The organism is Rathayibacter sp. AY1B6 (assembly GCF_002932755.1).
Taxonomy (GTDB): domain Bacteria; phylum Actinomycetota; class Actinomycetes; order Actinomycetales; family Microbacteriaceae; genus Rathayibacter.
The window spans coordinates 161,990-174,695 of the sequence record NZ_PSWL01000003.1; the positions used below are offsets into that span (position 1 = coordinate 161,990).

A 12,706-nucleotide genomic window follows, 5' to 3' on the forward strand; every position below is an offset into this window, starting at 1 on the left:
TCCCGGGCGCGTCGGAACCCTAGTCTGCGATCGTGCCCGAATTCCCAGCGTCGTCCCAGCTCCCCGAGGAGTTCCGGGTCGCGACGGAGTCGATCCGCGCCGCTGCCACGCGCGACGAGCTCACCGTGTCCGAGATCGCCTCGCCGTCGGGTCTCGCGCCCTGGGCCCTCGCCCTGTCGGGCGACGTCGCGCCGCACGCGCACGGACGCGACTCCGAGCTGGGCACGGGGCGCTTCATCCTGCTCCACGACCCCGAGGAGCCCGAGCAGTGGGGCGGCCCCTTCCGTGTCGTCTGCTTCGCGCAGGCTCCGCTCGAGGTCGAGATCGGCACCGATCCGTTCCTCGCCGAGGTCGCCTGGTCCTGGCTCATCGACGCCCTCGGGGCGCGGGGCGCCTCCTACTCGGCCGCGTCCGGCACGGCCACCAAGGTGCTCTCCACCGGCTTCGGCGAGCTGGCCGCTCAGGGGGACGGTGCGCAGATCGAGATCCGCGCCTCCTGGAGTCCCGATGATGCGGAGCTCGCCGCTCACGTGGAAGGGTGGGGGGAGCTGTTGTGCATGCTCGCGGGTCTCCCGCCCGTATCGAGCGACGGTGTGACCCCGCTCGCCTTCCGACGGAACAACCGTGACTGATTACCGTGTCCTCTCCACGCCCGACGAGTTCCTCGCCGCGGTCGACGCCCTCGCCGCCGGCGAGGGTCCCGTCGCCGTCGACGCCGAGCGCGCCTCCGGCTTCACCTACTCGCAGCGCGCCTACCTGATCCAGGTCTACCGGCGCGGCGCAGGCGCGTTCCTCTTCGATCCCCCCGCCATCGGCCGGATGGACGCCCTGCAGGCGGTCATCGGCCAGGAGGAGTGGATCCTCCACGCCGCCAGTCAGGATCTCGCCTGCCTGCGCGAGGTGGGCCTGGACCCGGTGCGGATCTTCGACACCGAGCTCGCCGCCCGGCTCCTCGGACTGCCCAGGGTGGGGCTCGGCGCCGTCGTCGAGGACCTCCTCGGCATCCACCTGGCCAAGGAGCACTCGGCCGCGGACTGGTCGACCCGCCCCCTCCCGCAGAGCTGGCTCGTCTACGCCGCGAAGGACGTGGAGCTCCTCGTCGACCTCCGCGACCGCATGGAGGAGATGCTCATCGCCGCGCGGAAGACGCGCATCGCCCGCGAGGAGTTCGAGGCGACGCTCGCGCGCGCTCCCAAGGCGGTCCCCCCGGACCCGTGGCGCCGCCTCTCCGGCATGCACTCGCTCCGCGGCCCGCGCCCCCTCGCCGTGGCGCGCGAGCTCTGGCTGGCCCGCGACGCGTTCGCCCGCGAGCGCGACATCGCACCCGGCCGGCTCATCCCCGACTCCTCGATCATCGCGGTCGCCCGCAACATCCCGACCAGCATCGGCCAGCTCTCGGGCCGCCGCGACTTCACCGGCCGCGCCAGCCGCGGCGAGGTCGAGCGCTGGTGGGCCGCGATCGAGCGCGGGACGACGACCGAGGACCTGCCGAGCCCGACCCGCCCGGCCGCCGACACGCTCCCTCCGCCACGCGCGTGGGGCGATCGCAACCCGGCCGCCGACGCTCGCCTGAAGGCGGGACGCGCCGTGGTCACCGAGATCGCCGAGCTGCTCTCGCTCCCGGTCGAGAACCTGCTCACGCCGGAGCTGCTGCGCCGGGTGGCCTGGAACCCACCCGAGCCGCTGACCGGTGACTCGGTCGCCGCCGAGCTCACCCGCGCCGGCGCCCGCGCCTGGCAGGTCGAGGCCACATCGGGCTCGATCGCCACCGCGTTTGTCGAAGCGGCCCAAGCGGCGGCCGAGGGCACCGAAACCCCTTCGTAGGAAGCGGCAAAGGATTCCGGCCGCGCGGTGCCGGTTCCTACGATCGTCGGCGACCGTGAGTTCCTGGGAGGCATTGTGGCCGAGAGATCCGAAGTCGTGTTCGTCGACGGAGTCCGTACTCCGTTCGGGCGTGCCGGCGAGAAGGGCATGTACTGGCAGACCCGAGCCGACGACCTCGTCGTCAAGGCGATGATCGGTCTGCTGGAGCGCAACGGCGCGCTGCCGAAGGAGCGGGTGGACGAGGTGGCGATCGCCGCCACCACCCAGCAGGGCGACCAGGGCCTGACCCTCGGCCGCACGGCGGCGCTGCTCGCCGGGCTGCCGAAGTCGGTGCCCGGTTTCGCCGTCGACCGCATGTGCGCCGGAGCGATGACCTCGGTCACCGCGACCGCGGGCGGCATCGCGTTCGGCGCCTACGACGTGGTCCTCGCCGGCGGCGTGGAGCACATGGGCCGGCACCCGATGGGCTTCGGCGCCGATCCGAACCCGCGCTTCCTCTCCGAGCGCCTCGTCGGCGAGGACGCGCTCAACATGGGCCGCACGGCCGAGCGGATCCACGACCGGTTCCCGCACCTGACGAAGGAGCGCGCCGACCACTACGCCCTGCGGAGCCAGCAGAAGCTCGCCGCCGCGTACGCCGCCGGGGACATCCAGCCGGACCTCGTCCCCGTCGCCACGCGCAGCGCCGCGGGCTGGGGGCTCGCGACCGCCGATGAGGCGCCGCGCCCCGAGACGACCCTCGAGGGCCTCGCGGGCCTGCGCACCCCGTTCCGCCCCCACGGCCGGGTGACCGCGGGCAACTCCTCCGGTCTCAACGACGGAGCGACGGTGTCGCTCCTGGCCAGCGCCGAGGCCGCGCGGGAGCTGGGCCTGTCCGCGAAGATGCGGATGGTGAGCTTCGCGTACGCCGGCGTCGAGCCCGAGATCATGGGGCTCGGCCCGGTCCCCTCCACCGAGAAGGCCCTGCGCAAGGCGGGCCTGGGCATCGAGGACATCGGGCTCTTCGAGCTCAACGAGGCGTTCGCCGTGCAGGTGCTCTCCTTCCTCGACCACTTCGGCCTCGACGACGACGACCCGCGCGTCAACGAGTACGGCGGAGCGATCGCGATCGGGCACCCGCTCGCCTCCTCCGGGGTCCGGCTGATGATCCAGCTGGCTCGGCAGTTCGAGTCGCACCCCGAGGTGCGCTACGGAGTGACGGCCCTCTGCGTCGGCCTCGGCCAGGGCGGCACGGTGATCTGGGAGAACCCCCACTACGACGGCAAGCGCGGACGACGGAAGGGACGCTGACCCATGCTCGACGGATTCGAGAACCTCGTGGACCTCGCCGAGGGCGAGGTCGTCACCCACTCCTACGTCCGCGACGTGCCGCTGCCCAGCGGCCGCACGCTCGCCCTGATCACGCTCGACAACGACCGCGACCACACCCGCCCCAACACCTTCGGGCCGGCGTCGCTCTTCGAGCTGGCGGACGTCCTCCTGGCGCAGAAGGAGCGCGCCTCGCGCGGCGAGATCCAGGCGGTCGGCATCACCGGCAAGCCGTTCATCCTCGCCGCGGGAGCGGACCTCAGCAAGGTCGGGGCCATCCCCAGCCGTGTGCTCGGCCGTCAGCTGGCGCGCCTGGGCCACCGCACGCTGGGGATGCTGGCCGAGCTGGGAGTGCCGTCGTTCGCCTTCATCAACGGCCTCGCCCTGGGCGGCGGCACCGAGATCGGCCTGAACGCCGACTACCGCACCGTCGACTCCTCCATCCCCGCGCTCGGGCTCCCCGAGGTCTTCCTCGGCATCATCCCCGGCTGGGGCGGCGCGTGGCTGCTGCCGAATTTGATCGGCATCGAGAACGCTCTTAAGGTCGTCGTCGAGAACCCGCTGAAGAACAACCGCACCCTCAAGGGCCAGGAGGTGTTCGACCTCGGCATCGCCGACGCGATCTTCCCGCCCGCCGCCTTCCTCGAGGACTCCCTCCGCTGGGCCGACGGCGTGATCGGCGGCTCCGTGAAGGTGGAGCGGCCGAACGCGCCCGGCAAGCTGGAGCGGCTGGTCAAGTGGGACGTCGCGATCTCGATCGCGCGCAAGCAGCTGGAGTCGCGGATCGGCACGGTCGCGGCGTCGCCGTACAGAGCGCTGGATCTGCTCAAGGCCGCGAAGAACACCACCCGCGACGAGGGCTTCGCCGCCGAGGACGAGGCGCTGGCCGATCTGATCTCGGGCGATCAGTTCCGCGCGAGCATCTACGCGTTCGATCTGGTGCAGAAGCGGGCCAAGCGCCCCGCGGGAGCACCCGACAAGGCGCTGGCCAAGCCCGTCACCAAGGTCGGGGTCGTCGGCGCGGGCCTCATGGCCTCGCAGTTCGCGCTGCTCTTCCTCCGCCGACTCCAGGTGCCGGTGGTCATCACCGACCTCGACCAGGAGCGGGTCGACAAGGGCGTCGCGGGCATCCGCGCCGAGATCGACGCGCTGCTGGCGAAGGGACGCGTCTCCCCCGACGACGCGAACCGCCTCCGCGCGCTGATCACCGGCACGACCGACCGCTCCGACTTCGCCGACGCCGACTGGGTGATCGAGGCCGTCTTCGAGGAGCTGTCGGTGAAGCAGGAGGTGTTCGCCGACATCGAGCGCTACGTCTCGCCCACAGCGGTCCTCGCGACCAACACCTCGTCGCTCTCGGTCGAGCGCATCGGCGAGCGGCTGCAGCACCCGGAGCGCCTCGTGGGGTTCCACTTCTTCAACCCGGTCGCCGTCATGCCGCTGATCGAGGTGGTCCGGACGCCGCACACCGACGACGAGACGCTCTCGACCGCGATGGTCACCGCCGCGAAGCTCAGGAAGAACGCCGTCATCACGCGCGACACCCCGGGCTTCGTGGTGAACCGCGTGCTGGCGAAGGTCCTGGGCGAGGCGATGCACGCGGTCGACACGGGCACTCCCTTCGAGGTCGTCGAGCAGTCGCTGGCTCCGTTCGGCCTGCCGATGACCCCGTTCGAGCTGCTCGAGCTGGTGGGCCTCAAGGTCGGCGCGCACGTGCTCGACACCCACCACGCCGCGTTCCCGGACCGCTTCTTCGACAGCCCCAACCTGCACCGCCTCGCCGAGCTCGGCCACGTCTTCGAGCGCGACGCGAAGGGGCGGGTGAAGGGCGTCGACAAGCGCGCGGTCGCCATCGTCGCCGGCGGAACGGAGCCGATGACGGCCGAGCAACTGCGGCTGCGCGTCGAGACGGGTCTCGCGGACGAGGTCAAGCGGATGCTGGACGACGACGTCGTCCACGCTGCCGAGGACATCGACCTCTGCCTGATCCTCGGCGCGGGCTACCCGTTCCAGATGGGCGGGCTCACGCCCTACCTCGACCGCGTCGGTGCGAGCGAGCGGGCGTTCGGGGACACGTTCCACCACCCCGCGATCCGCGGCGTCGACTGACGCGGAGTGGGGACGCCGACCCGCAGTCCGCGTCCCCCTCTCCGCGTCCGCCCCTATCGCCGCCCGCCCGCTCGTGCCGCCCCCTCGATCTGCAGGGGACCGTTCCGTCTGCAGGGACACGTGCGATCTGCAGGCGAACGTGCCGTGTGCAGGCCGCCGTGCGATCTGCAGGGGAACGTTCGGTATGCAGGGGATCGACCCTGTAGCGATCGGTTCGCGCGGCAGAAGCGCCCTTGCGGCCCGGAACGCCTGCAGATCGCACCTGCAAACGAGACGGCCGCCTGCAAACGGCACAGACCCCTGCAGACGGCACAGACTCGAGCAGAAGAGACGGTCCCCTGCAGACGGCACGGTCCCTTGCGGACGGGACCAATCCCCTGCGGGCGGCACAAACCCCTGCAGATCGCACACGCGCCTTCAGAGGACACCCGGGACTGCACACCGCTCGCGACCGGCCGCCTCAGCGTCCGCCCTCAGCGCGCGCGCCCGGCGACCGGGCCCGGTCCACCCGCCGCCCGCGCACCGACCGCGGCCGATCAGTCGCTGCGGGCGTCGTCCCGGGCCTCGACCTCGTCCTGGAGCGGACGGGCGACCGGGATCTTGCTGCCCAGCACCTGCGCGACCACGTCGCGGGCGATGTGCTGGGGAGTGAGCCCGACGTCCTCGAGGATCTCCTCGCGCTTGGCGTGGTCGAGGAACTGATCGGGCAGCCCGAGCTCGGTCACCGCGGTGTCCACGCCGGCCTCGCGCAGGTCCTGGCGGATGCGCGTGCCGATCCCGCCCACGCGCACCCCGTCCTCGATCGAGACGACGATGCGGTGCTCGCGGGCGAGCTCGATGATGCTGGTGGGCACGGGCACGACCCAGCGGGGGTCGACGACGGTGGCGCCGATGCCCTGCGCCGCGAGCCGCTGGGCGACCTCGAGGCCCATCTCGGCCATCGGCCCGACCGTGACGAGGAGCACGTCCTTGCGCTCGGCGCGGGCGAGCACGTCGACCCCGTCGCCGAGGCGCTCGACGGCGTCGATCTCGTCGCCGACGCTCCCCTTCGAGAAGCGCACCACGGTCGGCGCGTCGGTGACGCCGACGGCCTCGCGCAGCTCCTCGCGCAGGCGCACGGAGTCCCGCGGAGCGGCGAGGCGGATATTCGGGACGACCTGGAGGATCGCCAGATCCCACATGCCGTGGTGGCTCGGACCGTCGGGCCCGGTGACCCCGGCGCGGTCCAGCACGAAGGTGACGCCCGCGCGGTGCAGCGCGACGTCCATGAGCACCTGATCGAAGGCGCGGTTCACGAAGGTGGCGTACAGCGCGACGACCGGATGCAGCCCGCCGAAGGCGAGACCGGCGGCCGAGGTCACGGCGTGCTGCTCCGCGATGCCGACGTCGAAGACGCGCTCCGGGTACTTCTCGGCGAGGCGGTCGAGACCGACGGGCCGGAGCATCGCGGCCGTGATGCCGACGATGGTCGGGTCCTCGTCGGCCAGGGTGACGATCTCCTCGGCGAACACCGACGTCCACGAGCGGGCACCGGCCGCGCTCAGCGGCTCGCCGGTCTCGGGGTCGATCTGCCCGACGGCGTGGAACTGGTCGGCGAGGTCGTGCACGGCCGGGCCGAAGCCCTTGCCCTTCTGGGTGATCGCGTGGACGATGACCGGCGTGCCGTAGTCCTTCGCCTGCTGGAGTGCCTCCTCCATCGCGGTGAGATCGTGCCCGTCGATCGGACCCAGGTACTTGATGTCGAGATTGGAGTAGAGCGCCTCGTTGTTGATGAAGCGGCTGAGGAAGCCGTGGAGACCGCCGCGGACCCCGCGGTAGACGGCGGCGGCGGGGCCGCCCAGCCGCTCGGAGACGGCCCGGGAGCCGCGGTGCATCGTGCGGTAGGTCGGCCGCGTGCGGACGCCGTTGAGGAAGCGGGCCATGCCGCCGATGGTCGGGGCGTAGGAGCGCCCGTTGTCGTTGACCACGATGACCAGGCCGCGGGAGTTGTCGTCGCTGATGTTGTTCAGCGCCTCCCAGGTCATGCCGCCGGTGAGGGCGCCGTCGCCCACGACCGCGACGACGTGGCGGTCGGTCTGGCCGGTCATCGTGAAGGCGCGGGAGATGCCGTCCGCCCAGGACAGCGAGCTGGAGGCGTGCGAGCTCTCGACGATGTCGTGCGGCGACTCCCGCCGCTGCGGATAGCCGGCGAGGCCGCCGCGCTGCCGGAGCTTCGAGAAGTCCTGGCGGCCGGTGAGCAGCTTGTGGACGTAGGACTGGTGGCCGGTGTCGAACACGATCGCGTCGTGCGGCGAGTCGAAGACCCGGTGGATCGCGATGGTCGTCTCGACGACGCCGAGGTTCGGGCCCAGGTGGCCGCCGGTCTTCGAGACCTCGCGCACGAGGAAGTCGCGGATCTCCTGCGCCAGCGTCTCGAGCTCGGCCGCGGTCAGGCGATCGAGATCGCGAGGACCGCCGATGGTCTCGAGAACAGCCATGCGCGCCGCCTTCCGGGGTCGTGAGCGAGGTGAGGACGTCTTCCGAGTCTACGCACGGGGCCCCCGGGAACGCGTGTGCGCCTCCCCCGGAGGGAAGGCGCACACGTTCTGCGGCCGATCTAGACGAGCGAGCGCAGCACGTACTGCAGGATGCCGCCGTTGCGGTAGTAGTCCGCCTCACCGGGGGTGTCGATGCGGACGACCGCGTCGAACTCGACGGTCTGCCTGCCCTCGGCCGAGTGCTCGGTCGGCTCCGCGACGACGTGCACCGTCTTGGGGGTCACGCCCTCGTTCAGCTCCTCGATGCCCGAGATGCTGATCGACTCGGTGCCGTCCAGGCCCAGCGACTCCCAGCTCTCGCCCGCGGGGAACTGCAGCGGGACGACGCCCATGCCGATGAGGTTCGAGCGGTGGATCCGCTCGAAGCTCTCGACGATGACCGCCTTGACGCCCAGCAGGCTCGTGCCCTTGGCCGCCCAGTCGCGCGACGAGCCGGAGCCGTACTCCTTGCCGCCCAGGATGACGAGCGGGGTGCCCTCGGCCTGGTAGTTCTGCGACGCGTCGTAGATGAAGGACTGCGGGGCGTCCGGCTGCGTGAAGTCGCGGGTGTAGCCGCCCTCCACGCCGTCGAGCAGCTGGTTGCGCAGGCGGATGTTCGCGAACGTGCCGCGGATCATCACCTCGTGGTTGCCGCGGCGCGAGCCGTAGGAGTTGTAGTCCTTGCGGTCGATGCCGTGCTCGTCGAGGTAGCGGCCGGCGGGGCTGTCGGCCTTGATCGAGCCGGCGGGGCTGATGTGGTCGGTCGTGACGGAGTCGCCGAGCTTGGCGAGCACGCGCGCACCGGCGATGTCGGTGACCGGGGTCGTCTCCATCGTCATGCCGTCGAAGTACGGGGGCTTCCGCACGTAGGTCGACGACTCGTCCCACTCGAAGATCGAGCCCTCGGGGGTCTGCAGCGCGCGCCAGCGCTCGTCGCCGTCGAACACGCCCGCGTACTGCGTGTCGAACATCGACTTGTCGATCGACGAGTCGATGGTCGCCTGCACCTCGGCCGCGTCGGGCCAGATGTCCTTGAGGAACACGTCGTTGCCGTCGGAGTCGGTGCCGAGCGCGTCGACCTCGAAGTCGAAGTTCATCGAGCCGGCGAGCGCGTACGCGATGACGAGCGGGGGGCTCGCCAGGTAGTTCATCTTCACGTCCGGGTTGATGCGGCCCTCGAAGTTGCGGTTGCCCGAGAGCACGGCGGTCACGGCGAGGTCGTTGTCCTGCACCGCGGCCGAGATCTCCTCGAGCAGCGGGCCGGAGTTGCCGATGCAGGTCGTGCAGCCGTAGCCGACGGTGTAGAAGCCCAGCGCCTCGAGCGACTCGGTCAGGCCGGCCTTCTCGTAGTAGTCGGTGACGACCTTCGACCCGGGCGCCAGCGTGGTCTTGACCCACGGCTTGGCCTTCAGGCCCTTCTGCGCCGCGTTGCGGGCCAGCAGGCCGGCAGCGAGCATGACGGAGGGGTTCGACGTGTTGGTGCACGAGGTGATCGCCGCGATCGCGACGGCGCCGTGGTCGATGGTGAAGGTCCCGCCCTCGCCGAGCTCGACCGTGGTCGGCTTGGAGGCGGTCGACGGCGCGTGCGAGCGGTGGGTGTGCTCGTGGCTGCTGTGCTCGTCCTGCGGCTGCAGCTCTCCGGGGTCGGAGGCGGGGAACGACTCCGCGATGGTCAGGTCGACGATGTCGTGCGAGACGTCCGCGTAGTTGGTCAGGTCCGACTCGAACTGCGTCTTGGCGGACGAGAGCTCGATCCGGTCCTGCGGGCGCTTCGGGCCGGCGATCGAGGGGACGACCGTGCCGAGATCGAGCTCGAGGTACTCGCTGAAGACCGGCTCGACCGCGGGGTCGTGCCAGAGCTTCTGCAGCTTGGAGTACTGCTCGACGAGGGCGATCTGCTCGTCGCTGCGGCCGGTGAGGCGCAGGTAGTCGAGGGTCACGTCGTCGATGGGGAACATCGCGGCGGTGGAGCCGAACTCGGGGCTCATGTTGCCGATGGTGGCGCGGTTCGCGAGCGGCACCGCGGCGACGCCGGCCCCGTAGAACTCGACGAACTTGCCGACCACGCCGTGCTTGCGCAGCATCTGCGTGATGGTGAGCACGACGTCCGTCGCGGTCACGCCGGTCGGGATCGAGCCGGTGAGCTTGAAGCCGACGACCTTCGGGATGAGCATCGAGACGGGCTGGCCGAGCATCGCGGCCTCGGCCTCGATGCCGCCGACGCCCCAGCCGAGCACGCCGAGGCCGTTGACCATCGTCGTGTGCGAGTCGGTGCCGACGCAGGTGTCGGGGTAGGCGCGCAGCGCGCCGCCCACCTCGCGGGTCATGGTGACGCGGGCCAGGTACTCGATGTTGACCTGGTGCACGATGCCGGTTCCGGGCGGGACGACCTTGAAGTCGTCGAAGGCGGTCTGGCCCCAGCGGAGGAACTGGTACCGCTCGCCGTTGCGCTCGTACTCGAGCTCGACGTTGCGCTCGAGCGCGTCCTCGGTGCCGAAGAGGTCGGCGATGACGGAGTGGTCGATGACCATCTCGGCGGGCGCGAGCGGGTTGATCCGGTTCGCGTCGCCGCCCAGGGCCGCGACGGCCTCGCGCATGGTGGCGAGGTCGACGATGCAGGGCACGCCGGTGAAGTCCTGCATGACCACGCGGGCCGGCGTGAACTGGATCTCGGTGTCGGGCTCCGACTCCGGGACCCACTCGCCGAGGGCGCGGATGTGGTCGGCGGTGATGTTCGCGCCGTCCTCCGTGCGGAGGAGGTTCTCGAGCAGCACCTTGAGGCTGAACGGGAGCTTCTCGTGACCGGGGACCCGGTCGATGCGGAACACCTCGTAGTCGGTCGAGCCGACCTTCAAGGTGTCTTTCGATCCAAAGCTGTCTACCGCGGACACGTCGCCCTCTCCTTCGCTGACTGCAGCTTCCGCCGACGGGCGGAGCCGCTCTCCGTCCTCATCTTGACGACCGCGCACAGCGGCCTGCCACCAAGGAGGACCTAACTCCTCGACGCCGAGGCGCCCGGTCGACCTCGCCGCGACGGTGCGGGGAGGCGAGCGCTATTTATCTCGACGTCGAGACAATTCTATGCCCGATCCGGAGCATCGCCCGCATCGGCGCGCTCGCCGGCCCCGCGGTACTCGGCCCGGACGGCGAGCACGGTGAGCACCAGCAGCGGCGCGTACAGGGGCAGGCCCAGAGCCAGCTTCCAGATGCCCAGCGCCGTGGTGTCCTCGGCGAGGAACAGCGGGTACTGCACGGCCAGGCGCAGGAGGAAGAGCCCCGCCCACGCGAGGGTCAGGGCCCCGAAGAGGCGGCGCTTGCGCCGATCGGACCGCCAGGAGGTGCCGTCCCCCATCAGGAAGCCGGCGGCGACGCCGATCAGGGGCCAGCGCACGAGGACGGAGATCAGGAAGACGAGCCCGTAGACGAGGTTGGTGAGCAGCCCCAGGGCGAAGTTGTCGACACCCCGCCCGGTGAACAGCGCCAACGCGGCCGAGACCACCACGGCGAGCAGTCCGCCGACGGCCTGGATCACGGGTGTCCGGCCGAGCACCCGCGCCACGGTGAACGCCACGGCGAGCCCGACGGACGCGACCAGTGAGAGCACCAGCTCCGAGGTGACCGTGTAGAGCAGGACGAAGGCGATGCCGGGCACGACGGCCTCGAGGATCCCGCGGACGCCGCCCATCGTGCGCAGCAGCGCCTTCCCGTCGAACGGCTCGCCGTCGGCGACCGCGCCGAGGCCCGAGCGGCGGGCGGCCTGCGCGATCGCGTCGCCCACCTCGGGCCGGACCGGCTCCTCCGGGCGGGCCGGGTCCTCGGGCCGCACCGGCTCCATGCCGGTCAGCTCGCGCTCTGCTGGGTCTGGCTGCCGGTGGGCACCTTCAGCGGGATCAGGTCGCGCGGAGGCATCGGGCCGCTGCCGCGGACCACGACGATGCTGCGGAAGAGCTCCTCGACCGAGGCCGCGGCCTCCTCGTCGACGGCTCCGGCTCCGGCGATCACGCCGCGGAGGAACCAGCGCGGACCGTCGACGCCGACGAACCGGGCGACGCGGGTCTGGCCGCCGGCGATCGGGAGCTCGGCGACGAGTTCCGGACCGAAGACGCCGTCGCGCTCCGTCGTCGATCCGCCCTGACGGCCGATCTGCTCGGCGATCTGTCCGCGGATCTCGTGCCAGAGCCCCGAGGAGCGCGGCGCGGAGAAGGGCTGCACCTGCAGCGTCGATCCGGCGTAGTCGAGGCCGACGGCGATGACGCGCTTGGTCCCCTCCTCGACCTCGAGGCGGATGTGCATGCCCTCGCGGGGAAGCACCTTCACTCCGCCGAGGTCGATGTAGGGGCGGACCGGGTTGGCCTCGCGCTCGTCCAGGGGCCCGGCCTCCGCGCGGTCCTCCGGCGCCGACTTCTCGTAGTCCTGCTGGACCGGCTCGGCGGCCTCGCCGGCCGTGGGCTGGATGTCGCTCATGCGCTCTCCTCGTGGATTCTGGTCTCCTGGGCGCCGGCGGCGTACCCGGTGGATCCGAAGCCGCCCGTACCGCGGACCGACTCGGGAAGCTCGTCGACGGCCGTGAACCTCGCCTGGACGACGGGGACGATCACGAGCTGCGCGATCCGGTCCCCCGCCGAGACGCGGTACGTCTCGCGGCTGTCGGTGTTCAGCAGCGCCACCCGGATCTCGCCGCGGTAGCCCGCGTCGATCGTGCCGGGGGCGTTGACGACGGTGATGCCGTGCGCGAAGGCGAGCCCGCTGCGGGGGACGACGAAGCCGGCGTGGCCGTCCGGGAGGGCGACGGCCACTCCGGTGCCGACGGAGGCGCGCTCGCCAGGAGCGAGCACCACGTCCTCCGTCGAGTGGAGATCGGCTCCCGCGTCGCCCGGACGGGCGTAGGAGGGGAGCCGGTCCGCGGTGATCGGGACGTCGACGGTTGCAGGCACGTGACGAGGGTAGAC

9 protein-coding genes are annotated in these 12,706 nt (G+C 71.4%); 4 read left to right on the forward strand and 5 right to left on the reverse strand.

What is annotated here, in order from left to right:
- Positions 1-32 precede the first annotated feature (32 nt).
- The 4 genes from C5D08_RS02575 (at position 33) to C5D08_RS02590 (ending at position 5,241) form a co-directional block, all read left to right on the forward strand.
- Positions 33-632: a DUF3000 domain-containing protein gene (locus tag C5D08_RS02575; RefSeq protein WP_104275672.1), complete on the forward strand. Its 600-nt coding sequence runs from the start codon at positions 33-35 to the stop codon at positions 630-632.
- A complete protein-coding gene (locus tag C5D08_RS02580; RefSeq protein WP_104275673.1) occupies positions 625-1,824 on the forward strand; it encodes a ribonuclease D in 1,200 nt (399 codons plus the stop codon). Before C5D08_RS02575 ends, C5D08_RS02580 begins: the two co-directional genes overlap by 8 nt.
- 75 nt (positions 1,825-1,899) lie before the next feature.
- Positions 1,900-3,114, forward strand: a complete 1,215-nt coding sequence (locus tag C5D08_RS02585) for a thiolase family protein (RefSeq protein WP_104275674.1) — start codon at positions 1,900-1,902, stop codon at positions 3,112-3,114.
- A gap of 3 nt (positions 3,115-3,117) precedes the next feature.
- The gene (locus C5D08_RS02590) at positions 3,118-5,241 is read left to right on the forward strand and encodes a 3-hydroxyacyl-CoA dehydrogenase NAD-binding domain-containing protein (protein ID WP_104275675.1); all 2,124 of its coding nucleotides are present in this window, start codon (positions 3,118-3,120) and stop codon (positions 5,239-5,241) included.
- A 536-nt stretch (positions 5,242-5,777) separates the two neighbouring features.
- Here C5D08_RS02590 and dxs read toward each other — a convergent pair.
- From dxs to dut, 5 genes are all read right to left on the reverse strand, one after another.
- Entirely contained in the window at positions 5,778-7,718 is a 1,941-nt protein-coding gene (dxs, locus tag C5D08_RS02595) for a 1-deoxy-D-xylulose-5-phosphate synthase (RefSeq protein ID WP_104275676.1), read from the reverse strand.
- A 119-nt stretch (positions 7,719-7,837) separates the two neighbouring features.
- Positions 7,838-10,648 (reverse strand): aconitate hydratase AcnA, encoded by a 2,811-nt coding sequence (acnA, locus tag C5D08_RS02600; RefSeq protein ID WP_104275677.1) that lies wholly within the window; start codon positions 10,646-10,648, stop codon positions 7,838-7,840.
- 188 nt (positions 10,649-10,836) lie between these two features.
- Entirely contained in the window at positions 10,837-11,592 is a 756-nt protein-coding gene (locus C5D08_RS02605) for a DUF3159 domain-containing protein (protein WP_104275678.1), read from the reverse strand.
- A 5-nt stretch (positions 11,593-11,597) separates the two neighbouring features.
- The gene (locus tag C5D08_RS02610; protein WP_104275679.1) at positions 11,598-12,221 is read right to left on the reverse strand and encodes a DUF3710 domain-containing protein; all 624 of its coding nucleotides are present in this window, start codon (positions 12,219-12,221) and stop codon (positions 11,598-11,600) included.
- Positions 12,218-12,691 (reverse strand): dUTP diphosphatase, encoded by a 474-nt coding sequence (dut, locus tag C5D08_RS02615; protein WP_104275680.1) that lies wholly within the window; start codon positions 12,689-12,691, stop codon positions 12,218-12,220. The genes C5D08_RS02610 and dut overlap by 4 nt, the downstream gene beginning before the upstream one ends.
- Positions 12,692-12,706 lie beyond the last annotated feature (15 nt).